The organism is Sphingobium xenophagum (assembly GCF_002288285.1).
Taxonomy (GTDB): domain Bacteria; phylum Pseudomonadota; class Alphaproteobacteria; order Sphingomonadales; family Sphingomonadaceae; genus Sphingobium; species Sphingobium xenophagum.
The window spans coordinates 175,945-197,365 of sequence record NZ_CP022747.1 but is presented as its reverse complement, the minus strand read 5'-3'; the positions used below and the strand labels follow the sequence as shown (position 1 = coordinate 197,365).

General features: G+C 66.5%; 22 protein-coding genes. 18 read left to right on the top strand and 4 right to left on the bottom strand.

What is annotated here, in order from left to right; genetic code table 11:
* The first annotated feature begins 28 nt into the window (after positions 1-28).
* Positions 29-553, top strand: coding sequence for a DUF736 domain-containing protein (locus CJD35_RS18990; protein WP_095687433.1), 525 nt, complete (start codon positions 29-31; stop codon positions 551-553).
* Between the two features lie 128 nt (positions 554-681).
* On the opposite strand, the gene CJD35_RS18985 is transcribed toward CJD35_RS18990, so the two are convergent.
* Entirely contained in the window at positions 682-1,989 is a 1,308-nt protein-coding gene (locus CJD35_RS18985; protein ID WP_095687432.1) for an SLC13 family permease, read from the bottom strand.
* A 102-nt stretch (positions 1,990-2,091) separates the two neighbouring features.
* Here CJD35_RS18985 and CJD35_RS18980 point away from each other — a divergent pair, with 102 nt between their 5' ends.
* The 3 genes from CJD35_RS18980 (at position 2,092) to CJD35_RS18970 (ending at position 4,808) form a co-directional block, all read left to right on the top strand.
* A complete protein-coding gene (locus CJD35_RS18980; protein ID WP_095687431.1) occupies positions 2,092-3,021 on the top strand; it encodes a hypothetical protein in 930 nt (309 codons plus the stop codon).
* 495 nt (positions 3,022-3,516) lie between these two features.
* The gene (locus CJD35_RS18975) at positions 3,517-3,843 is read left to right on the top strand and encodes a single-stranded DNA-binding protein (protein ID WP_008829869.1); all 327 of its coding nucleotides are present in this window, start codon (positions 3,517-3,519) and stop codon (positions 3,841-3,843) included.
* A gap of 92 nt (positions 3,844-3,935) precedes the next feature.
* Positions 3,936-4,808: an NYN domain-containing protein gene (locus CJD35_RS18970; protein ID WP_095687503.1), complete on the top strand. Its 873-nt coding sequence runs from the start codon at positions 3,936-3,938 to the stop codon at positions 4,806-4,808.
* A gap of 21 nt (positions 4,809-4,829) precedes the next feature.
* Here the strand turns inward: CJD35_RS18970 and CJD35_RS18965 are convergent, their stop codons facing one another.
* Positions 4,830-5,063: a hypothetical protein gene (locus tag CJD35_RS18965; protein ID WP_244917319.1), complete on the bottom strand. Its 234-nt coding sequence runs from the start codon at positions 5,061-5,063 to the stop codon at positions 4,830-4,832.
* A gap of 523 nt (positions 5,064-5,586) precedes the next feature.
* Between CJD35_RS18965 and CJD35_RS18960 the strand changes: the two genes are divergently transcribed.
* The 4 genes from CJD35_RS18960 (at position 5,587) to CJD35_RS18945 (ending at position 8,170) form a co-directional block, all read left to right on the top strand.
* Positions 5,587-6,561: a DUF2493 domain-containing protein gene (locus CJD35_RS18960; RefSeq protein ID WP_095687430.1), complete on the top strand. Its 975-nt coding sequence runs from the start codon at positions 5,587-5,589 to the stop codon at positions 6,559-6,561.
* Between the two features lie 203 nt (positions 6,562-6,764).
* Complete coding sequence (locus tag CJD35_RS18955; RefSeq protein WP_095687429.1) at positions 6,765-7,169, top strand: hypothetical protein; 405 nt, start codon at positions 6,765-6,767, stop codon at positions 7,167-7,169.
* Positions 7,166-7,402 carry a hypothetical protein gene (locus CJD35_RS18950; RefSeq protein WP_235682170.1) on the top strand — a complete coding sequence of 79 codons (237 nt, stop codon included), beginning with the start codon at positions 7,166-7,168 and terminating at the stop codon, positions 7,400-7,402. The genes CJD35_RS18955 and CJD35_RS18950 overlap by 4 nt, the downstream gene beginning before the upstream one ends.
* Positions 7,403-7,945: 543 nt before the next feature.
* Positions 7,946-8,170: a hypothetical protein gene (locus tag CJD35_RS18945; RefSeq protein WP_011950492.1), complete on the top strand. Its 225-nt coding sequence runs from the start codon at positions 7,946-7,948 to the stop codon at positions 8,168-8,170.
* 114 nt (positions 8,171-8,284) lie between these two features.
* Here CJD35_RS18945 and CJD35_RS18940 read toward each other — a convergent pair whose 3' ends face one another.
* Positions 8,285-8,503: a hypothetical protein gene (locus CJD35_RS18940; RefSeq protein ID WP_008829876.1), complete on the bottom strand. Its 219-nt coding sequence runs from the start codon at positions 8,501-8,503 to the stop codon at positions 8,285-8,287.
* 803 nt (positions 8,504-9,306) lie between these two features.
* On the opposite strand from CJD35_RS18940, the gene CJD35_RS18935 reads away from it, so the two are divergent.
* The 6 genes from CJD35_RS18935 (at position 9,307) to CJD35_RS18910 (ending at position 16,151) form a co-directional block, all read left to right on the top strand.
* The gene (locus CJD35_RS18935) at positions 9,307-9,597 is read left to right on the top strand and encodes a hypothetical protein (RefSeq protein ID WP_008829877.1); all 291 of its coding nucleotides are present in this window, start codon (positions 9,307-9,309) and stop codon (positions 9,595-9,597) included.
* A complete protein-coding gene (locus CJD35_RS18930; RefSeq protein WP_095687428.1) occupies positions 9,587-11,878 on the top strand; it encodes a type IV secretion system DNA-binding domain-containing protein in 2,292 nt (763 codons plus the stop codon). Before CJD35_RS18935 ends, CJD35_RS18930 begins: the two co-directional genes overlap by 11 nt.
* 1 nt (position 11,879) lies before the next feature.
* On the top strand, positions 11,880-14,912 hold the full coding sequence (gene mobF / locus CJD35_RS18925) for a MobF family relaxase (RefSeq protein ID WP_095687427.1): 3,033 nt from the start codon (positions 11,880-11,882) through the stop codon (positions 14,910-14,912).
* A gap of 42 nt (positions 14,913-14,954) precedes the next feature.
* Positions 14,955-15,158 (top strand): hypothetical protein, encoded by a 204-nt coding sequence (locus tag CJD35_RS18920; protein WP_048938238.1) that lies wholly within the window; start codon positions 14,955-14,957, stop codon positions 15,156-15,158.
* A gap of 89 nt (positions 15,159-15,247) precedes the next feature.
* Positions 15,248-15,736: a hypothetical protein gene (locus CJD35_RS18915; protein WP_244917318.1), complete on the top strand. Its 489-nt coding sequence runs from the start codon at positions 15,248-15,250 to the stop codon at positions 15,734-15,736.
* Positions 15,737-15,749: 13 nt separating this feature from the next.
* Positions 15,750-16,151: a DUF805 domain-containing protein gene (locus CJD35_RS18910; RefSeq protein WP_095687426.1), complete on the top strand. Its 402-nt coding sequence runs from the start codon at positions 15,750-15,752 to the stop codon at positions 16,149-16,151.
* Here CJD35_RS18910 and CJD35_RS18905 read toward each other — a convergent pair.
* Positions 16,148-17,077, bottom strand: coding sequence for an FG-GAP repeat domain-containing protein (locus CJD35_RS18905; protein ID WP_095687425.1), 930 nt, complete (start codon positions 17,075-17,077; stop codon positions 16,148-16,150). The genes CJD35_RS18910 and CJD35_RS18905 overlap by 4 nt on opposite strands.
* Before the next feature lie 412 nt (positions 17,078-17,489).
* Here CJD35_RS18905 and CJD35_RS18900 point away from each other — a divergent pair, with 412 nt between their 5' ends.
* The 4 genes from CJD35_RS18900 (at position 17,490) to CJD35_RS18885 (ending at position 21,380) form a co-directional block, all read left to right on the top strand.
* Positions 17,490-19,028 carry a sensor histidine kinase gene (locus CJD35_RS18900; RefSeq protein WP_095687424.1) on the top strand — a complete coding sequence of 513 codons (1,539 nt, stop codon included), beginning with the start codon at positions 17,490-17,492 and terminating at the stop codon, positions 19,026-19,028.
* A 108-nt stretch (positions 19,029-19,136) separates the two neighbouring features.
* Positions 19,137-19,682 carry a hypothetical protein gene (locus CJD35_RS18895; protein ID WP_048938234.1) on the top strand — a complete coding sequence of 182 codons (546 nt, stop codon included), beginning with the start codon at positions 19,137-19,139 and terminating at the stop codon, positions 19,680-19,682.
* Between the two features lie 162 nt (positions 19,683-19,844).
* Complete coding sequence (locus CJD35_RS18890) at positions 19,845-20,114, top strand: helix-turn-helix domain-containing protein (RefSeq protein WP_233423694.1); 270 nt, start codon at positions 19,845-19,847, stop codon at positions 20,112-20,114.
* 3 nt (positions 20,115-20,117) lie between these two features.
* Positions 20,118-21,380, top strand: coding sequence for a type II toxin-antitoxin system HipA family toxin (locus CJD35_RS18885; RefSeq protein WP_048938233.1), 1,263 nt, complete (start codon positions 20,118-20,120; stop codon positions 21,378-21,380).
* Positions 21,381-21,421: the final 41 nt, after the last annotated feature.

Sequence of the window (21,421 nt, the reverse complement as noted above, 5' to 3'; positions counted from 1 at the left end):
TCGAGGACGCTTTCCAAGGAGAAGTCCCATGAACATCGGTTCCATCGCCAAGAACGCCGCCGGCCACCTCGTCGGCCGTGTCTCCACCCTGACCGTCGAGCTCACCATCGCGCTCCGCCCGGTCCACTCGGCCAATCCCAACGCGCCCAAATTCGAGGTGATGGCGCTGTCGGCTGCGCGCGCCTGGGTCCGCGTCGGCGCGCTGTTCGAGCTCGCCTCGCGCGAAAGCGGCCTCATCTTCTACAACGGCAAGATCGAGGATCCGAGCTTCGCTCAGCCGCTCTATGTCTCGCTGTTCCAGCAGCAGGACGGCTCCTACAATGTCGTCTGGTCGCGCCCCTCGCGCCGCCGCGAACTCCCCGCCGAAATGGCGATGCCCGCCGATGACGGCCTGCCGCCGCTGCCGGGCGACGACGCCTCCCAGGCCGGACAGCGCGAGCCCGAAGGGCTGGGCGCCTCGACCGCGGGCGACGATTTTGGCGGTGATGACGCGCAGGCGCCCGCCCAGGGCCGCCGCGGCCGTCGCCAGCGCGCGGTCGAAACCGCCGACTGACCGCAACCATCCTCTTCCCTTTCCGCGCCGCGCCTCCGGCGCGGAAAGCCCCTGGCAGGATCCGCCGCGCTCCCCCGCGCAGCGGGTCCTGTCTTTGTTTCGGCTGGAAAGAGCCGATCCAGTCCGGCTCAGAACGGAAAAAAGGCCTGGATCGCGAGGATCGCCACGGTCGCCGTCAGGAGGTTGAGCGGCAGGCCGACCCGGACGAAGTCCATATAGCGATAGCCCGCCATCTGGTAGACGATGACATTGGTCTGGTAGCCGAAGGGGGTCGCGAAGGCGGCGCTCGCGGCCATCATGACCCCGACCAGAAAGGGCCGTGGGCTGACGCCGAGACTGTCGGCCAGCGCCACGGCGACAGGCGTCACGAGCACCGCCACGGTCGCGTTGGACAGAAGCTCGGTCAGCACCATCGTGGCGAAGTAGAGGACGATCAGCGCGACGAGCGGGCTCAGCCCGTGGACGCTGGAAATCAGGAACTCCGAGGCCTCGCCCGCCAGCCCGCTCGATTCCATAGCGATGCCAATCACCACCATGCCCGCTATGAGGATCAGGATTTCCGGACGCAATCCGCCATAGGCCTCGTCGGCGCTGATCACGCGCAGCAGGATCAGAAGGACCGCGCCGCTGAGCGCCGTCGCCGCGATCGGTGCGACCCCGAACGCCGCCAGCGCGATCGCGCCGGCAAAGATGGCAAAGGCCATCGCGGCCTTGAGCGGTTGGAAGGGGCGCTTTTGCGCGAACAGCGTCGCGTCGCCGACCTGGGCATTGCCGATATGGATGGGTTCGAGCGGCCCAGGCTCGCGGTCCCGCTCGTCGCCCTCATGCGCCCGCAGCAGCCGGCCGCTGACGAAATAGAGATAGAGCCCGCCGACCAGGGCGATCGGCAGGCCCACGGGCGTGATCTCGAAAATGCCGAAGCGCGCTTGCCCCGCTATGCTCGCCATGTCGTCGACGAGAAGGTTCGTCGAAGTGCCTACCAGCGTGCAGCAGCCGGTGAGCACGGTGATGTACGAGAGCGGCATCAGATAGCGCTTGGGCGACTGTCCCAGGGTGCGTGCGATATCGCGGATCACCGGTGCGCCCAGCACCACGATCGGCGTCGAATTGAGAAAACAGGAGAGGCCGCCGATCATCGACAGGAGCAGCCATACGCCCTTGGCGCCCAGGCGCCGGCAGAGACCGACGCCGAGTTCGATGGCCCGGTCGAGCAGGCCTGAGAGCTCCAGCGCATAGGCAATGACGAACAGCGAGGCGAGGGCGATGATGGCGGGACTGGCGAAAGCGCCCTGTACGTCCACCGGCCGCACGACCCCGGTCATGAGGAGGATCGCCGCGCCCGCAAGCGCCACGACGTCGGCACGCAGCCGGTCCCAGATCATCACGCCGACCACGCCGACCAGCACGAGCAAGGTGAGAATTTGATCGATCGTCATCGCGTCCCTGCCTCGAACCCAGGTCCGCCCCTGTCAACGTCCGGCCAAAAGAAACAGGCCGGGCGGGGTGGAGCCGGCCTTGCAATTTGGTATCACCAGGACATGCGCGAGCCCAATCTCAGGACCAGCCGTCTTGCCATTGCCGGCGGCCTCGTGGCCGCGCTCGCGCTGGCGGGCGGGGGATTCCTGCTCGGGCGCGGCACGTCGCCCAGGCCAGACAGCGCGCCGCCGCCCGCGATCCAGTCCGCGCCGCCGTCGCCGGCGGCTCCGCCTGAACCGCCGCATATTCTGGGCCGCGCGGACCTCCTCGCGCTCGCCGCCAAGGCGGCCGATGCCGCCGCATCGGGGCAGGCGCTGCCGATCGGCCTGCAGGGCAAGCGGTTCGAGCTCGTTCTCCCCTTCGGCTGTGCCGGGCCTGCCGCTGCCGACAGCGCCGCGCCCTTGCGCTGGCGCTATGATGCCGCGCAGCAGACCCTGCGCGTTCATGTCGCGCCCGCCGGCTGGTCGCTGGCCGACTGGGGGCTTGCTCCGGATAAGGGCGGGGACGGGACGAGCGGCGAAGGGGATACGGGCGTCGACGCCAGGGCGGGGGAAGCGGCCGGGCACGCCCGGCTCGAGGGCTTCTGGATCGAGCGGCCCTGGTCTAGCGCCGAAACCTGTCCGCCCGTTCCTCCCGGGCCGGCTGCAAGCGAGGGTGCATCTGCGCCCCTATTCCCGCCTGAGCAGACGCTGGCCCTTGCGCAATGGCGCAGCGAGGCAGGACGGACCGATACAGCGCGGGCCGGGCGGGCCTATGACTTGGTCAAGCGCTTGGCGCCGGACGCAGCGCCCGGGCCGAAGGGGCTCCGTATCCGGCTCATCGGCCGGGTCGCCCGCCTTCCGGATGGCGGCAGCCTGCGCTGCACCCAGGCCGCCGGGCCGGGTCAGCGCCCGGTGTGCCTGCTCGCCGTCACGCTCGACGAGGTGCGCATCGAGAACCCCGCCGATGAGGCTGTGCTCGGCACCTGGGCGGAGGCTATCGTCCAACCCTGACCGCGCACGGGCGTCGATGCGGAGCTCCCGCCCAAGCCGATAGCCCGGGCGGGCGAGGGCCGCCTGCTTCGCGCAAGGTCGCCGGGCCCCCGGGGCCGCATCGTATCTCAAGGGAACCCGTCGGCGCGCCATTGGTCGCTCGCCCTGCGCCCGCGTCCGGCCGGTCTGCCGGCGCATGAGCCTCGCCCGCCGCGCCGGGTGCCAGGGCCATTGCCGCAAGGGGAGCCGATCCTGGGGGCGGCCTGACGATTGTCCGTTCACCGCCGGCCTGGGCTGCCAGCGTCCCTTCCGCGCCGTTGACGTGACACCTGCGGCGAGGGGACCGGGCCCGGCAACCCCGTTCCAGGCGCCCGTGTTGCCGCTGCGCGGCGGCCCGCGCCAGCGCCTTTCAGAGGTTCCCCTCCCGCGCTGCGCGCGTCGGTGCAAGTCCCGGCCCCACGCCGCCAATCGGTGTCACCGGCGGGAAGGAACGCCGGCAACCCAAGGAGGCTCATCATGAACGAAGTCAATCTCACCGGCCGCGTCGCCAAGGATCCGCAGACCCCCTCGGGCAACGGTCCCGTCACCCTCATCGTCGCGACCGACCGGGTCAAGCTCAAGGACGGCAAGACCTATATCGACGAGGCGACCGGCTACACGGCCAAGACCACCGAGTTCCACAAGGTTACCTGCTTCAACGGCCAGGGCAAGGCGGCGGCCACGCGCAAGAAGGGCGACGTCGTCGCCATTTCGGGCTATCTGCACTATTCGAGCTGGGAAGACCGCGACGGCAACGCCCGCTACGGCGCCGAGGTCATCGCCGACCGGCTCCACTTCTTCTGACAGGCGCCGGGCGGCGCCCATGCGCCGCCCTTCGCTGGCCGCAGGTGCGCATCCCCCGCGCGCCTGCGGCACTCTTGCGCAAAGGACCGCTCTTGGAACCCGACACGCCCCTCGCCGCCACACCCAGCCGCCGCATCGCGCTGCTCATCGATGCCGACAATGTGAGCCATGCCAAGATCGGCGCCATCCTCGCCGAGCTCAGCAAATATGGCACTGCCAATATCCGCCGCGCCTATGGCAACTGGGCGGCGACGACGCTCAAGGGCTGGACCGGAAAGCTCCACGATTTCGCGATCCGTCCGATCCAGCAGTTCAGCTATTCCACCGGCAAGAACGCCACCGATATCGCGCTCGTCATCGATGCGATGGAACTGCTCTATACACAGGACCTGGACGCTTTTGCGATCGCGTCGAGCGATGCCGACTTCACGCCGCTGATCATGCAGCTCAAGGCCAATGGCCATGAGGTCTACGGGTTCGGCGAGCGCAAGACGCCGACGCCTTTCGTCAACGCCTGCACCACTTTCCTCTTCCTTGACGGCCTCGAGGACAGCACCCCGCCTGCCGAAGCGGAGGTCGAGGCTCCGGCCGCTGCGCAGCCCAAGCCACGCGGTCGCCGCAAGACGGCGCCTGCCAATGGGCCTGCCACTGCCGCCGCGCCTGCCGCTCCGCCAGAAGCGCCGACGACGCCGGTCGCCAAGTCGCTCGCGCAGGACAGCAAGCTCATCACCACCCTGCGCGGCGCGGTGGAGGCCGCGGCCCGCGACGATGGCTGGGCGCACATGGCGGCGGCCGGCAGCGCGGTAAAGCGCCAGGCGCCGATCGATCCGCGCAACTATGGGGTCAAGAATTTCCCCCGGCTCTTCGAGGCGACCGGCCTCTTCGACATCATGAAGGGCGACAACGGCCAGGCCTATGTCGCGGACAAGCGCAACACCGACCGCGCGGCCAGGCCCGGCGGCTAGGTCGGATACCGGGCCGGCCGCTCAGCGCGGCCCGGCCTGCGCCCGCGGATGGGCGATGATCCGCGTCCATTCCTCGCCATGGGCCACGCCCGGGTCCGCGATCGCGGCAAGGACGGTCTGGACCTGCGGCAGGAAGCTTTGCCACATTGGCGCGCCCTCGAAGCGGATGTCGCAAGCCAGGCCCTCCGCCTCGCACAGCGCCCGCGCGGCGCGCTCGCTGCCCTTGCCTTTGACCATGATCTTCGTGTCCCGCATTTGACGCCCGAGTCCCTGGCGTCCGGTCTCGAAAATAGCCCTCGGGTCTGGCCCGCGCCAGCGATCTCGCGGGCAGGGCGATCCTCGATAGTCCGAGCTGGGTTGGATATCCCGTCGCCGGCGCGGCGGGGCGCGGTAAAAGGGAGGGGGGCGGCGCATCCCGGCCGCCGGCCGGGACCGGCGCTCTAGTCGCTGGCGCTCCCGGAGCCGCGCCTGCGCCGCGTCTCCGCCCTGCCGGGTGACGATTACCTTGCGGGGTGCCAACCGGATCCCCCAGTTTTCTATTTATCTCTCTCTAGTCGTCCAAGTGTGGCGTGCGGGGATCGGCGCTCGTCAAGGATGAGCGGTCCCCCCAATTTTGACGGCGCCGCCGCGTGCCGTGCCGACCCCGACAAAATCGGTTCCCCCACTCCCCGCAAAGCGGCGGCGACCGGAGACCGGTCGCCGTCCCTGACCAGCTTGACCGCCGCACGCCCGGAGGAGGGCCTCATCGAACGGATGAGACACTCACACGGAGGCACTCATGACCAACTTCACCAACTTCGCCGATCTCGCCAGCTTCATCGCCGCAAGCCGCGACAATGACGACGCCAGCCGCAATTATGGAGCCGCCTTCATCGAGCATAGCGAGATGGCCAAGCTCTCCATCGTCGAGGCGCCTGAAGCGCTCGACATGCCCGACCCGGAGCAGGTCCGCGCCGCGGTCGACATGATGATGCAGACGATGTTCGACGTCCTGCGCGACACCAGGATGGAGGCCTATGCCGCCGATCTCGCGTGGGGCTTTGCCAACAGCTTCCATGTCGTGGCCAAGCGCATCGAGGGCCGCGAGGATGACGCCGCCAAGGCGCTCGGGGAGCTCGCGCGCCACTACGACCCCTCGGAAATCTACGCGACGGAACTGGAGGACACGCAGCTGCTCTGCCAGACGCTGCAGGGATGCCGCGAAGCGATGGAATGCATGCGCGACCATGCCGCCGAAGTCTACCGGGTCGAGACCGGCAAGCCCTTCTCGCCTGTCAAGGGCAGCCGGGCATCCTCCGCGCTCAGCGCCTCGATGATCGACGCGCGCGATTATCTCGCAGGACGCGCCCGGACGCGCCGCGAACAGTTCGCGCCCGATGGTCCGGTGGTCATCTTCTCTGGCGGCCAGGTCTGGGAAGATCATGACCTGCTCTACAAGGGCCTCGACCGCATCAAGACGCGTATCCCCGAGATGATCCTCGCCACGACCGCGCAGGCCAAGGGCTGCGATGCCATTGCCCACGCCTGGGCCGCCGCTCGCGGCGTCAAGGTCATCCAGTTCCGCCTGGACCGCAGCCAGGGCAACCGCGCCGCCTTCGTCCGCAACGACCGGCTGGTGAACCTCAAGCCCGTCGAAGCGGTCATCTGCGAGGGCTCGGGCATCCAGATGAACCTCGCCCAGAAGCTGCGCCAGGCGGGGGTTCCGCTCCACGTCGTCAATCTCGCCCACCAGCGGACGGCCAAGCGGGCGTGAGCCCATCGGAGAGGTTCCGGCTCAGGCCGGGGCCTCTCCTCCGTCTTTTCGTCTGGCAGGGCGGCGCGCCGGGGCATCGAACCCCGTCGCGCCGCGCCGAAGGCGACCCTGAAACCTCTATCGGAGGGCTCTGGAGACCGGCCCGCAAAGCCCAAAGGAAAGAGGGGTGGAAAGGCGCGAGCCAACAGACAAGGAGAGCTCCCATGTCGATCCCGTTTCGCACTGCTGCCGCCGCGTCCACGATCCAATATCGCCCGCTCGTGGCCCGCATCACCGCGCGACACTATGCCCGCCTGCGCACCTATCTCGAAGCCGAAGCGGTCCGGCAGGGTCTGGACCTCCTGCGGCAGAAAGAGGGCGACGAGCACGCGCTCGACTATACGCTGAGCGCCCGCGTCGACACGCTGGCCCTGGCCGCCCTCGCCAAGCTCTTCGACTATGACGCCGATGTGATCGCGGTCCTCGAAGAAGCGCAGTTCACGCGCGCACAGATCCGCACCCGCCGCCTGCCGATGAGCGGCGACATTGTGCTCGAAATCGGCGGGCAGGGCGCGGGCGGCGCCGGTATGAGCGCGCCGGAATCGGCAGAGCAGGGCGGGGCACGATGACACGCCGGGCACGTCCTTTGCAGCCCGAACGCGCGCCGCGCCTCGACCTTTTGACGTTGCTCGGCCCCGCGCCAGTCGATGCCTTGTGGGAAGCGGAAAAGGCCGGCTGGCGCGCCTTCGTCATGGGTCATGGCGGGAGCAGCTACCGGCGGGGCAGCGCGAGAGATCAAGCCTGGCAGCGGGGCTTCGACGCGGCGGCGGCAAGTCGCGATCCCGCCCGCCTGATGCTTTAGGCAAATAGCTGCCAAAGCCGACGCAATTCGCCAACTATTCTTGCATCCTTTGATGCTAAAGACACGGTGCGACCCGAGGGACTCGCGGCTTTTGTTGCGAGCAACCCAAACTTGAGGCGATCCCTGCATTAGCAGGGGTCGCCTTTTTCTTGACGGGATGCCCATGAACCCGCTCTGAACCGCCGCCCGTTGCTGCGGATTCCCGCTTCACCGGCCATTTCCGCGCTGTTTCGCCCGGCTCGCTCGCGACCCCCAAGCGGACCCTTCGGTCCGCGGGCCGCTCGCCTCGGCCGGGGCGCCCCCACGAGAGGAAAATATCTCTCACAGACCTCCCATGATGTCAGCCGTCCGGGACCGCCTCAAGGATCGACGGTCCCCCCAATTTTGCCCTGGCCACCGCTCCGCTTCGCTCCACGGCAACCAGGACAAAATCGGTACCCTCGTCGCCCGCTTCGCGGCCGCCGGCGATGCCGGCGGTCCTTGACCCGATCCCGGACGGCCGACGGCCACTCCCCTGTCCTTCAAGACAAGAGGAGAAAGACGATGCAGACCCAGATGACCAGCGCCGCCGCCGACAACGCCGCCTTCTTCGCCGCCGTCGCCTGCGCACAGCGCCGCGCGCTCCACAGCTTCTTCGACCAGCATGTCATCCAGGAGAGCGAGGGCCGCTACATCAGCATCGACGAAGGCGACTATGACGCGCTGCCGATGACGCTCGTCGACCGGGTGGTGCACACAGTGCCGGGCGGTCTGTCGGACGAATATTGAAACCGAGGGGAGGGGCCGCAAGGCCTCTCCTTTTTTGCTGCTCGGGACAGACGGACGCGGGGGGCATCGAGCCCCCCGCGTCCGTACCGCGCCGGTCGGCGCGGCAGGGTCGTTTCAGGCGGCGAGGCGCTTGGTGACTTCCTCGAAACCGAGCTTCTTCACCTGCGCGGCGAAGGCCTCGATCCTATCGAGCGGGAGCTTGAACAGCCCCGCCTTGTCGAGGGCCGCCAGCGCCGCATCGCGCTCGCGTTCCGCGAGCCGCTTGCGGCGATCGGCCAGCCGCTCTTCGTCTGCGGCAATGGCCGCGCGTTCATCGTCCAGGGATTTCGCCATAGGAAGGCCTTTCGTTCAAGCTGATCGGGCTGTGAACGCGCCTCTCCTATAAGCGATGGAGAGGCCCGGCGGAAGACAGGAAAGGGGTTGCTGGGCGCATCGGGACGAGCCCGATGACGGCTCTATTCACTAGGCCGCCGCCGACCCCTGCGGGCCTGTCCCCGGCCAAGCGCACGGAGCCGATGCGAACGCCTCGTCTCCGCCCATTCGGGTGACGATCCTCGCCTGGGGCGGGGGCGTTTCGCCCCCGCTGCCAAAGCGACGGAGACCTCACGCAGGCGGGCCTGCGGGTTCCTCTTGCGTCGGAGCAAAAGAACCTCGCCTGCGGATTTGAGGCGGACGCCCAAAGGGCCGATCGGGATCGACGACGTGTCACCGCTCGTACCACCGCGCCGCTTTATGCCGCACTGGCGCCTCAAAGCGCCGCACCTGCCGGCCTGACCCAAGCTAGTTCCGCCACAAAGGGCGGAGCAGTACCCGCCGGAGGCCGGTTCCATCCCCTCATAGACGACGACCCGAACGTCCCAGGGCAACGGGGCGAGCTCTCAGGATTTTAGCACACCCTACGCAGCAAGCTGCAGGAAATAAGCCCGAAATCCAACGGGTTACGGCAGAGGGGCGGATGTTTACACTGTATGACGCGCGCGGCCGAAGTAATAATGGGCTCTAATTCAATATCTTAGCTGTCATCGCTGTTTACAGCGGCCTTCCCGCCTGCGCCTATTCTTGCGAAGGGGTGCACTCTCCTCTATAAGCGTCATCGCGCTCTCAAGCTCCACCAGCCTCTCTGCTAGGAGGCTGGCTTGTCCCACAGTTCGAAGATCGTCTCGCTGCGCATGGCGCGAGACCGGTTCGACCGTCTCGTCGCGGTCGCCGATGCGCGTCACTGTCGGCCGTCCGACGTCATCCGCAGCGCCATCGATGCCTATCTTGGCGGGGCTTCGGTCCTGACTGCCAGCCAGCTTCGTCTCGCGCGCATCGGCGAGTTCCAGCAGCTCGCCCTCGACATCATCATCCGTGAGCAATTTCCCGAATTCCGCGACCGCATCGTCGCGGAAACCGACAAGCGCCTGGAGCAGTATCATGGCGCGTAAAAACGATATCCGCACAGACGGCCGGGCCATCCCCTTGACCCATCACAGCGCGCGCGGACGGGTGCAGCGCAATTCGGGCAATTTTACCCGCGGCTCGCAGCTTCTCACCCACGAACTTCTGATGTGGTTCTCGGGTGCGAAAATGCCCATCCTGATGTGGTTCTTCCTCTTCGCGGCCGCCTGGTTCGTGATCATGTCGATCAAGCTCGACGAGCACGGCTTCCAGCTCATCTGCATGAAGATTTATGCCGCGCTCTGGAACTGGGTCGACCTCAACCCCAACAAGCGCGTCAACGTCACCCTGCCGAGCGGCGAGGTCATGCGTACGGTGATGCCCGCGGTGCCTTATATCGCCGAGGTCATCCAGGCCTGGAAGATCGCGATGAAAGGCCTTCTGGCGGCCTTCTTCGTATCCATCTTCATCACCATCCCGGTCGCACTCTGGTTCGTCGATCTTTCGCGCCAGCGGGGCAAGACGATCCTTCAGGAACGCCACGAGCGCGGAGCCATGCTGGTCGCCCGCCACGTGCTTCTCAACGAGATCAGCCAGCACAATTACGCGAAGTTCGAAGAGGAGGCGCAGGATCGCCTGCCCGGCCTCGCCCCGGCCAAGATTCTCGACATGCCGTTTCGTGCACGCAAGGCGGCGGGCATCCATCACCCCTATACGCTTGCGGGCATCCCTTATCCGCATCGCACCGAGCAGTCGCATACCATGCTCATCGGTACGACCGGATCGGGCAAGACGACCGAACTCAGGAGCCTGGTTTCGCAGGTGCGAGCCCGCGAGGACACGGCCGTCATCTTCGATCTCACCGGCGCCTATGTCGAAGCCTTCTACGATTCCGCGCGCGATACGATCCTCAACCCGATGGACGCGCGCTGCCCGGCCTGGTCGATCTTCAACGACTGCACCACGCATAGCGAATTCACTGCCGCAGCGGCGGCGCTCATTCCCTCGGACGGCGGCTCTGCCGAACCCTTCTGGGCGCTCGCGGCGCGCACCCTCTTCATCGAGATGTGCATCCGGCTCCAGGAGCGCGGCGCGACGACCAATCTCGCGCTTTCCGAGAACCTGATGACGGCCGACCTGAAGCGGGTTCACCGCTTCCTTGCCAACACGATCGCGGACCCGCTCACCGCGCCGGAAGCGGCACGCATGGCGGAATCGATCCGCGCGGTCTTCAATACCAATGCGCAGGTGCTGCGCTTCCTTCCCGACGAGGGGCCACGCTTCTCGATCCGCGACTGGATCACGACCGAGAAGAAGCCCGGCGCGATCCTGTTCATCACCTCGAACTATGTCGATCTGGCGATGAACCGGGCGCTGCTGACGCTGTGGATGGACATCGCCATCAACCGCCTCATGACCATGCCGCGCACCCGCGATCTGCGCACCTGGTTCATGTTCGACGAACTCGGCGCACTCCATCGTCTGCCCGCGATCGAGAACGGTCTCCAGACCGCCCGCGCGTTCGGCGGCGCGATGATCCTGGGGATCCACAGCTTCGAAAAACTGATCGAGGTCTATGGCGAGCAGGGTGCCCGCAATCTCGCCTCGCTCGCGCGCTCCAAGCTGATGCTCGCAACCGCCGACCTCGACACCGCCGAGCAATGCGCGCGCTACATCGGCAACCGCGAAGTACGGCAGATGGATGAAGCCTATAGCTACGGCTACAACAACACGCGCGACGCCTCGACGCTGACGCCCCGCAAGCAGGTCGAGCCGCTCGTCATCGCGGACGACATCACCAACCTGCCCTCGATGCATGGTTTCGTGAAATTCCCTGATGGCTTCCCCGCGGCGCGCATCCAGCTCCAGTGGAAAGACTACCCCCAGGTCGCCCAGGGCTTCATCGCCCGTCCCAATCTCCAGCCGGTGCGATCAAGGCGCGGAGAGGAGGCGTTCGAGGGGAGCGATGGGGGCGAAGCGGGCGGGCGCGATGGCGCCGCGCAGGTGATCGGGGAGGTTGCCGATCCCGTCAATCTGGCCAAGGAACTTGCCGCCAATATCCTGTCGGCCGAGGTCGAGGATGAGCATGATGAAGCGGCCCGCCGGGCGCAGCGTGCGGCCGAGAGCGACGAGCGGCCAGCAACCCCCACGCACGCCGCGGACAGGGCACAGGCGGCGCGCGCTGCGACCGGGGATCCTCAGACCGTGCCGCGCGATCGCGACGGGCGGGGTCAACCTGCGCCAGTGCCCCAGGTCGAGGATCAGACGCTGGTCGAGCTAAGGCAGGCGTTCGGGCGCGAGGACGACGGCATGGACATGGGGATCTGACATGCTGTCGGTCGCCTCGGTCCGCTCGGCTTCGGGCGCCGCGAATTATTTCGCGAAGGACGACTATTACACCGTCGAAGGATCCTCCGAGATCAGCGCCTGGGGCGGGGAGGGCGCGGGGGCGCTCGGGCTGTCGGGAGAAGTGGGTAAGGATGCGTTCGAGGGCATGCTCAACGGCATCCTGCCTTCGGGAGAAGGGGTGGCTCAAGTAGAGAACCGCCGGGCCGGCCTCGACCTCACCTTCTCCATGCCCAAGTCAGCCTCGATCCTGGCCTATGTGGCGGGCGACAAGCGCATTCTCGCCGCCAACATGGCGGCGGTCCAGAAGACGATGGCCTGGGTCGAGAAAAACCTCGCCGAAGGTCGCAAGGATATCGGCGGGCGAACCGTCCCTGTCGCGACCGGCAACCTCGTCTATGCCCTCTTCCAGCACGACACGAGCCGTGCCCTCGATCCCCAGGGGCATATCCATGCAGTGATCGCCAACCTGACCCGTCTGCCCGACGGCAAATGGCAAGCGCTCCACGCGGACAAGATCTGGAGCCACAACACCGTCATCGGCTCGATCTACCACGCCTATCTGCGCGAAGGCATCGAGCAGCTCGGTTTCAGGATCGAGGCGCTCGGCAAGCACGGCACCTTCGAGATCGCCGGCGTACCGCGCAAGGTGATTGATGCCTACAGCCAGCGCCGCGAAGCGATCCTCGAAAAGGCGGCGGCGCTTGGCATCGTCTCGCACAAGGGCCGCGACCAGATCACCACCAATACCCGCGATCCCAAGCTCAATGTCAAGGATCGCGACGCCCTCAAACAGGAATGGATCGACAAGGCGGCGTCGCTCGGATTTGACGGAAAGGCCCTCGTCGAGGGCGCCCTGGCGCGGTCCGATCGCCATGGGGCGCTCGGACCGCTCGAACGCGGCTACAAGGCGGTGACCGAGGCGATCGCCGCCGGGCGCGAAAAGCTCGGCGACCTTGTCCGGCCCGCGGATCCTCTGGTCGATCGCGGCCTTGCCCGCGTCACCCAGTCGCCCGCCATCGCGCGGGCCCAGCTCGCGGTCGCCTCGGCAGTCCGTATTCATAGCGAACGCGAGGCGGCCTTTCCCATCCATCGCCTTGCCAAGACCGCGCTCGACCTTGGCCTCAAGGACGTGACGATCGATCGGATCGAACAGCGGATCCAGCAACTCGTCGCGCGCGGCACGCTGCTCAGGGGACAGGAGCGCGCAGCTGACTTCGTCACCACCCGGCAGGCACTAGCCACGGAAACCCAGATCCTGACCCAGGTAGAGGCGGGCCGCGGACAGGCGAACCCAATCATCGACGCGTCGGAGGCGCCGGGCCGCCTGCAGGCAGCAGCGACGCAGCCCCTCAATACGGGCCAGCTCGCCGCCGCCACCTTGATCCTCGGCTCGGCCGACCGCACGGTCTCGATCCAGGGCATCGCCGGCGCCGGCAAGTCGACGATGCTCCAGGCCGTCGCCCGCGTGGCGGAGGCGGAAGGACGCGCCATTACGGGCCTTGCCTTCCAGAACAAAATGGTCGCCGACCTGGCCGAAGGCGCAGGCGTCCCTGCGCAAACCATCGCTTCCTTCGTGCTTGCCCATGAACGGTATGTCGCCGAACCGCAGGGGCCGGGCTATGATGCGGCGCGGGCGGCACATGCCGGATCGATGCTGGTCGTCGACGAGACCTCGATGGTGTCGTCGAACGATATGCTCAAGCTCCACGCCATCGTCGAGACGCTTGGCGTCGACAAGCTCGTGCTGGTCGGTGACCGGCAGCAGCTCTCCTCGATCGATGCGGGCAAATCCTTCGCCATGATCCAGGCGGCGGGCGGCACGCTGGCGCGCATGGACGAGAATATCCGCCAGCGGACCGACGTCCTGCGCACCGTCGCCGCGCTTGCCAATATCGGCAAGGCAAGCGAGGCGATGCGGGTGCTGGGCGACAAGGTCATCGAAGCCTCCCAGCCCGCGGAACATGCCGCCGATCTCTGGCTGGCGCTCGATCCCGCGGAGCGCCAGGCGACCGCGGTCTTTGCCTCGGGCCGCGAGGCACGTGCGGCGATCAATGAGAGGATCCAGGCGGGTCTTGCCGCCGAAGGCTCGCTGGAAGGGGAAGGCGTGCACCTCACGGTCTATGAGCGGGTCAACACGACGCGCGAGGAACTGCGCTACGCGGCCACCTACCGCGCCGGCATGACGCTCGAGGTCGGTCGGGGCGGCGGCCAGGACGTAGGGCTCCGCGCCGGGCGCTATGATGTGCTTGCGGTTCACGCGAACGGCAAGGTCGAGCTTGCCGAGGGGCGCCGCCGGATCCGCTTCGATCCGCAGAAGCTCTCGCCAACTGAAACGCGCGACCGGCTTCAGCTGACCGAGAAGAAGGATCTCCACCTGCGGGCCGGCGACCGCATACGCTGGACGGCCAACGACAAGTCGCGCGGGCTTACGAACGCCTCCCTCGCCCGGGTTGTCGCCGTCGATCGCGACAGCGTGACAGTCGAGACGGCGGGGAGGGACCGGCTCGTGCTCGCGTCTGGCGATCCCATGCTGAGCCGGGTGGACCTGGCCTATGCGCTCAACATGCACATGGCGCAGGGGATCACCACCGACAAGGCGATCACGGTCATGGATAGCCATGAGCGCAACCTGTCGAACCAGCGCCTCTTCAACGTCGGCGTCACGCGCGTGCGCGACGACCTCACTATGGTGGTCGACGACAAGGCGAAGCTCGAGAGGCAACTCGACCACAACCCCGGAAACAAGACCTCCGCGCTCGAGACCCTGGGTCGGCTCGAAATCGACGGTCCGGGAAGGGCGCAGGCATCCGGCCCATTCGATCCGGGACCTGTCGAAGGCGGACCTGGTCCCAAAGCGGCCGAAGGAGTCGATGGCTTGCCGCCGGTGCCCCCGGCCGAAGGGCAGGCGGCAGCCAGGACGAAGTCTGATGATCTGAGCGCGCCGCGCCTCAAGCCCGAACAAGCCGATCTGCTGCCCCCGCTGCCCGAACGCAGCCTGGGCCTCGATTTGTAAGCCGAGCGGCCCTCTGCCGCTGATGACCAAGGAGACGAGGATATGTCTGGATGGGATTATGACGATGCCGGCAAGTTCGGCAGCGAAAAGGCGGCCGAGGATTTCGCGAAGGCCAATAACATCGACCCCAGCGACTTCCGTACCCGGCGAAAGGGCGAGAGCGTCGAGCTTGAAATCCGGCGTTCCGCACTCGATGGGCGTACGCTGCGCGATGGCGGCGAAGGCCGCCGCGATGGCTGGAATTGACCGCTGTGGGTCTCGCGGATCGCGATTATATGCGCGCGCGCAGGCGGCGTGGCCAGCTCCCGCCCGAACCGCGCCTCGTCGTCCATCCCATGCAGAAATGGATCGTGCTGCTGTCGACCGTCACGTTTCTTTATCCCGCCTACCGGGAGGCGAAACGCTCCGGCTGGCTTCCCGATGCAGGACCGTCCCTGCCGTTTCCCGCGACGGGCAGCGTAACCGTGGCTCGCGGCATCGAGCGCAAGGACGCGACCTCAAAGCTACGGGTGAGCACGGCTGACGCCAACGCCGTGGTGCAGCTCTTCGAGCGTGCGAGCGATCGTCATGTGATCTCGGTCTATGTCCGTCGCGACGATCATGCGGAGGTCCCGGTGCCGCCTGGCACCTACCGCATGCGGATCATCGAGGGCGACAAATGGCATGGGCGTGGAAGATTTTTCGGACCTTCGACCACCTACGAGACCGTCGTCAAACCCATGACCTTCACTGCCACCACCTCAAACGGGATCGATCTGCATCGGCGTCCGGGCGGAAAGCTTCACACGCGCGTGAACCTCACCGATCCACCGGCGCTCGACTGAGAAAGGACAAAGCATGGACATTGGCGAAATCCTGCTATCTCCGAAAGGTCGAGTGGGCCGCGCTCCGTTCATGGCGGTGGTGGCCACAGGCTGGGCAATCGCGTTCGATCTCCTGCCTTTCAACCCGCTGCTCGCGCTACGCTATGCCGCCGCCATCAACGTCGCGGTCGTCGTCATTAGCGCGCTGGCGGTCTGGGTGGGGATCGCCATTACGGTCAAGCGTTTCCACGACGTCGGATTATCGGGGTTCAATACGGTCGGATTGGTCTGGGCGACGCTGCGCGGCGACCCGCTGGCGACCGACGCGCCTTTGACCATGGCCATCGCGGCCTTTGGGATCATCATCCAGCTATGGCTTTGCATCGAGCCCGGCTCGCGGAGCGCCAATCGCTTCGGCAACCCCCTGTCGGCTTAACGGGCGCATCCCTTGCCCTCGACCCGCAGGTCGACATAGGCCCGGCCGTTCCATCGCACGACCGGCATGCAAAGGCCGGGGCCGCCGATGCCGATATCCGGCCAACCGTCCGCGCCCTTGGTGCGACGAATATCGGCGATACCGACCGAATTATAAATGCGCTTCCAGCGGCCGTCGGCCTGCTGGCTCATCACCCAGAAGGCGGCGCCTGTATTGCCGTAACAATAGGTACCGCCCTCTGTGATGATAGCCTCGGGCTTGCCGTCGCCATTGAGGTCCCGCCGCTCCTCGATCCTGCCGGGTTCGTAGGCCCCGGGTCCACCGTCGACGCCGTCGTCATAGCAACCACTTTCCCACCGGCCCTTTTTCATGCGGAAGCCGGCGGCAAGGAAGATCGCGGCATCGCCAGCGGGCGCGGCGGCTGGGGCCGGACCCGGGGTAGCATTCCGGGCTGTAGATGGGCCTGGCCGGGCGGCCGCCGAAGCCGTACGTGCGTCCGTGTAAACATTGCCATCATAAGCGAGTCGCGTCGTCACGCCGCCGCGCGTCGCGTTAAGAACGAACCAGCCGTTGACTGCCGTACCCGATGCAGCGACCGATCCTTCGCCTTCAAGAATGCGGCGCCAGCGGCCATCCGGGCCCTGGGTGGCGACGGCATACCAGCGCTTCTCCTGCTGGTAGCAATCTCCGCTGTCGATAAAGAGGGCTTCCTTGCGTCCATCGCCGTTCATATCGACGAAGGTAATGCGCGGCCTTGCCGGTTTGCCGCAGCGGTTCGTCGGCCCGACGGCGTCGGTGACGACGGGAAAGCCGCCCGCGCCATAGAGGGCTTTCGCCTGTTCGCGGGTCATGCCTGCCGATTGGGCCATGAGCGGCGGCGCCCATACAACTGCCGCGAGTGCGCCGATGCCTGTCCATCTGCCCATATGTCGCTCCCCGCACCGCTACAAAGGATCCTGCATCGTGACGGTTCGGTCGCAAGGATCAAGCGATTCCATCAGAAAGAGGCTGCGTGACCTCGGGATTCCCGAATGGCCAGGTCGATCGACGGCGTGAGGCGGCTCCCTGGGCCACCTCTCGGGGTCAGTCGGCTGCGGGCCTGCGTGCTGTCTTCCTGCAATCCTGATGTCGCGTGTGACACTTTACCCAGAGGTCGGGGTAAAGTGTCACGGATGGTATCAGATGTGAGGCGGAGCGGGCGAGGCAATATCCCCTGGAAGCCTCGACGCACGGGAGTTGTGCGCGGATGTTGGCTATAAAGCTTTGTGGCTCTCTCAGAAATGCTCTGGCGGCGGCGAATTGCCGCACTTTACCGCCTAAAGCTGCTAGTCAGTCGGGATGGTACAAACGAACATCTCCAGGGTCCCTAGCACGTCCGGCCGAAATTGGAGCGAGGACGAGCGCGTTGCCGCGCTGGACCGCTATGACATTCTCGATACGCCGACCGAGCCGATCTTCGACGACATCGCCCGTCTGGCCTCCGAGGCGCTTGGGGCGCCGATCGCCGTGGTCAACCTTATCGCGGCCGCGCGGCAGTGGTTCAAGGCCGAAATCGGCATCGGCGCGCGCGAACTCCCTCTGGAAGTCTCGATCTGCGCGCATGCGCTGCTCGAGGAGGACATGATGGTGATCCCCGACACACGGCTGGATCCGCGGGTCGATTGCAATCCCCTGGTGGCGGCCGAAGATGGACTTCGCTTCTATGCCGGGGCGCTTCTCAAGACACCCGACGGTCTGCCCATCGGCACGCTGTGCGTTCTTGATCGGCAGCCTCGCCCGGAGGGCATCACGCCCTTTCAACGGCTCACCCTCGAAGTGCTGGCGCGCCAGGTCATGACGCAGCTGGAATTGCGCAGGTCGCTCAGCCAGCAGCAGGAAACGCTCGCGCAGCTCGCTGCGAGCGAGGAGCGGACCCGCCTTGCCCTCGACGCAGGCGAACTCGGCGCCTGGGAATCGACCCCGGCGCTGCGTTCGCTCAAATGGGACGCGCGCACCCGGGAGTTGCTTGGCCACGAACCTGACGAAGCGCTCGACTATGAAACCTCGTTTCTCGCGCGGGTTCATGCCGAGGATCGCGAGCGGGTCGCTGCCCTTATCGCCGAGGCGCTGGCCCCTGGGGGCGCAGGCACGGTCAGCGTCGAATATCGCACGGTCAATCCTCGTGATGGCCGTGAGCGCTGGATCCACGCCAAGGGCGCGCTTGCCGTAGGTCTGGGCGGCGAACAGAAGTTCGTCGGCACGGTGCGGGACATCACCGCGGAAAAGGATGCCGAGATGCATCGGCGGCTCCTGACCGGCGAGCTCCAGCACCGGGTCAAGAATACGCTCGCTGTGGTAAATGCCATCGTCCACCAGTCGCTCCGCAGCGCGCCCTCGATGGAGGAGGCGAGTACCGCGATCGGGCAGCGCCTCCAGACCCTGGGCGCCGCTTACGAGTTGCTCACCCGCACCGACTGGACGGTGGCGCCGATCGGCGCTGTTGCCGAAGGAACAACGGCGCTTCATGGCGCTCGCACAGGCGCGATCCGGATTGCGGGGCCTGATCTTCTTCTATCGGCACGGGCCTCGCTGGCTCTGTCCATGTCCCTGCACGAGCTTTCCACCAATGCGGTGAAATATGGCGCGCTGTCGGTGCCGGGCGGGCACGTCGACCTCACCTGGACCATCGAGGAGGAACAGGGAAAGTCATTCCTCACGATCTGTTGGGAGGAGCGAGGCGGACCAACCGTATGCGCGCCCGAGCGCGGCGGGTTCGGCACCCGGTTGATGGCCAGCCTTGCCAGCGATCTCGGCGGCAAGGGAGTCATCGACTATCAGCCGACCGGTGTCGTCTGGCGGCTTCGGGCTGATCTGGCACGGATCACCGAACCCGCTTGAGTGGGACCCTTGGCGGTTCCGGCTCGGTAAAATGTCACGGGTGGAAAAACTTGGATGTTGCTGTCCGCTGGGGATTCACATTGCGCGCGCGCGTGATAGATTCATCTTATGTTCCAGCAACCCGACCTCTTCGCCTCCGTCGATCCGGTCAGGCAGCCGCCGTCCGACGACCTGAATTTGCCTGCCCTCATCGAGCGCATCGCCGATGTTTCGCGGCGGCCGCGCTATGCCTTCATGGTGCTCAACCTGATCGCCAAGGCGGCGGGGCGGAACAGCGGCAGTGCAGGTCCTTATGTCCTGGTGGATGGCGAGCGCATTCCCTTGCGCGATTGGCTCTGCGACTCTCTTGTCCCCATTGCGCAGCGCGATGCGCGCCGTCTCGCCATCGTCGACGAGGTGCGGTCGGGCCTTGAGGCGCAAAAGGCACTTCCTGACGATCCGCAGGAGGCGGCCCGTGTGGTCCAGGAGGAGGTGAAAGTGCGCATCCGGCGCTCGGGCCGTTGCAATGTCAGCCGCGCTGTTTCGGACCTCGTAAGAGCCGGTCTTGTGCGCAGGCATTATCAGGGCTTTCGCGTCGATCATCATAATCGCGGTGCGCAGCGCGAAGCGGTTTACACGATCACCGATGCGGCTGCGCGCGCGTTGCGCGCCTGAGCAGGACGGCAGGGCAGGAACTGGTTCCATTAGGAATGACATATCATTTTAATTGCTCATTTGCACATGATATGTCATGCACTTTCCATGCCCCGCGCTTCTCGAGCCTCTAGCGGTCTGCCGCCCCAAAGCCAGCGTGCCATTCGCCAGTTGGGCGAAGACTTGCGCACCGCACGCAAGCGGCGACGCATCCCGCAGAAACTGATGGCCGAGCGTATGCTGGTGTCGGTGCAGACGCTGCAGCGTCTCGAGGCCGGCGATCCGACCGTAGGCCTCGCAGCGCTCGCGAGCGCTCTCTTCGTGCTGGGTATGACGGCTCGCCTGGAATCGCTCGTCGCCCCTGAGACCGACAGGGTCGGGACCAGCGAGGAAATAGGCCGCCTGCCGCACAGCATCCACACGCCGCGGCGCGACGATCCGCTGGATTTCTAAGCCATGGCCGACATCGAAACCTTCGTCTTCGTCTATCTGGACGGCGTTGCCGTCCCCGCGGGCCTTTTGCGCCTCCACAGCGAGCCGCGCGCCAGCTACGCGACCTTCGCATACGGCAATCGCTATCTCGAGCGACCCGACCGCGTCGCGATCGATCCTGTGACCCTGCCGCTGCCGCCAGCCGGCACGCGCCAGGAATTCCGGACCGAGGAAGGCTTTGCCGTCTTCAATGGGATCCGCGACGCCGCGCCCGACGGGTGGGGTCAGTATCTCATGTACAAGGCGATGGGCGAGCGAACGCCAAGCGAGGCGGATCTCCTGCTTGCTTCGGGCGACCACCGCGTCGGCGCGCTGGCGTTCGGTCCCACGCTAGACGCGCCAAGGCGCCTCGCGCCCTGGGGCGAAGCCGACGCGCCCGGCGAACAGTTCACCCTGGCAGAACTGGCCGCCGCCGCCGAAGAAGCGCAGGAGGTCGACCAGCTCAGCGAAAATCTGCGTCCCCTCCTGACCGCCGGCTCGTCGCTGGGCGGCGCGCGTCCCAAGGCGGCGACGACGATCGAGGGCCAATCCTGGATCGCCAAGTTTCCAGCACGCAACGACACCTTTCCCGAATGCCGGGTCGAGCTAGCTACCATGCGGCTCGCCGCTGAATGCGGGCTCGACGTTCCGTCGCTTCGCTTCGAGCAACTGCTCGGCCGCGACATCTATCTGATCGAACGTTTCGATCGCAGGCTGGACGGCAACCGGATGCTGCGCGCCTCCTTCGCATCGGGGCTTACGATGCTGGGCGCGCATGAGAGCGAGGTCAGCCGCTATGCCTATGCCGATCTCGGGGCGACGCTGCGCCAGCACGGCACCGCGGTCCGGCGGGATCTTGAGGAACTCTTCAGGCGCATGGTCTTCAACATCCTCGTCACCAATGACGACGATCACCTGCGCAATCATGGTTTCCTGTGGGACGGGAAGGGGTGGCGGCTGTCGCCGCTCTATGACGTCGTTCCCAAGCCGCAGGTGGGCCTGGATCGCCGGCTCGTGCTGGGCGTGGGTGCCGAGGGTCGCCAGGCCAGCCTTGCCAACGCGCTCTCCCAGGTCGCGCAGTTCGACCTGGGAGACGAGGACGCGCGCGCGATCGTCATCGCCATGGCCGACAAGGTTCATGCGCGGTGGCGTGCCTGTTTCGAAGAGGCAGGGGTCAACGTCGCCGACCAGGGCCGTTTTGCTACCTGCTTTCGTCTGGCGGACCCCGAACATCGCGCAATCGGCTGACAGGCGCGCAACCTTACACCGAAGGGCGTCGCAGGGCCGCG

Excerpts from the sequence above, each read along its gene's own strand:
- CJD35_RS18895 (WP_048938234.1), top strand. The coding sequence starts at position 19,137 with ATGTTCCAGCAACCCGACCTCTTCGCCTCCGTCGATCCGGTCAGGCAG.
- CJD35_RS18885 (WP_048938233.1), top strand. The coding sequence starts at position 20,118 with ATGGCCGACATCGAAACCTTCGTCTTCGTCTATCTGGACGGCGTTGCC.
- mobF (WP_095687427.1), top strand. The coding sequence starts at position 11,880 with ATGCTGTCGGTCGCCTCGGTCCGCTCGGCTTCGGGCGCCGCGAATTAT.
- CJD35_RS18960 (WP_095687430.1), top strand. The coding sequence starts at position 5,587 with ATGACCAACTTCACCAACTTCGCCGATCTCGCCAGCTTCATCGCCGCA.
- CJD35_RS18910 (WP_095687426.1), top strand. The coding sequence starts at position 15,750 with ATGGACATTGGCGAAATCCTGCTATCTCCGAAAGGTCGAGTGGGCCGC.
- CJD35_RS18940 (WP_008829876.1), bottom strand. The coding sequence starts at position 8,503 with ATGGCGAAATCCCTGGACGATGAACGCGCGGCCATTGCCGCAGACGAA.
- CJD35_RS18920 (WP_048938238.1), top strand. The coding sequence starts at position 14,955 with ATGTCTGGATGGGATTATGACGATGCCGGCAAGTTCGGCAGCGAAAAG.
- CJD35_RS18955 (WP_095687429.1), top strand. The coding sequence starts at position 6,765 with ATGTCGATCCCGTTTCGCACTGCTGCCGCCGCGTCCACGATCCAATAT.
- CJD35_RS18975 (WP_008829869.1), top strand. The coding sequence starts at position 3,517 with ATGAACGAAGTCAATCTCACCGGCCGCGTCGCCAAGGATCCGCAGACC.
- CJD35_RS18905 (WP_095687425.1), bottom strand. The coding sequence starts at position 17,077 with ATGGGCAGATGGACAGGCATCGGCGCACTCGCGGCAGTTGTATGGGCG.
- CJD35_RS18980 (WP_095687431.1), top strand. The coding sequence starts at position 2,092 with ATGCGCGAGCCCAATCTCAGGACCAGCCGTCTTGCCATTGCCGGCGGC.
- CJD35_RS18945 (WP_011950492.1), top strand. The coding sequence starts at position 7,946 with ATGCAGACCCAGATGACCAGCGCCGCCGCCGACAACGCCGCCTTCTTC.
- CJD35_RS18900 (WP_095687424.1), top strand. The coding sequence starts at position 17,490 with ATGGTACAAACGAACATCTCCAGGGTCCCTAGCACGTCCGGCCGAAAT.
- CJD35_RS18930 (WP_095687428.1), top strand. The coding sequence starts at position 9,587 with ATGGCGCGTAAAAACGATATCCGCACAGACGGCCGGGCCATCCCCTTG.
- CJD35_RS18965 (WP_244917319.1), bottom strand. The coding sequence starts at position 5,063 with ATGCGGGACACGAAGATCATGGTCAAAGGCAAGGGCAGCGAGCGCGCC.
- CJD35_RS18950 (WP_235682170.1), top strand. The coding sequence starts at position 7,166 with ATGACACGCCGGGCACGTCCTTTGCAGCCCGAACGCGCGCCGCGCCTC.
- CJD35_RS18985 (WP_095687432.1), bottom strand. The coding sequence starts at position 1,989 with ATGACGATCGATCAAATTCTCACCTTGCTCGTGCTGGTCGGCGTGGTC.
- CJD35_RS18915 (WP_244917318.1), top strand. The coding sequence starts at position 15,248 with ATGCAGAAATGGATCGTGCTGCTGTCGACCGTCACGTTTCTTTATCCC.
- CJD35_RS18990 (WP_095687433.1), top strand. The coding sequence starts at position 29 with ATGAACATCGGTTCCATCGCCAAGAACGCCGCCGGCCACCTCGTCGGC.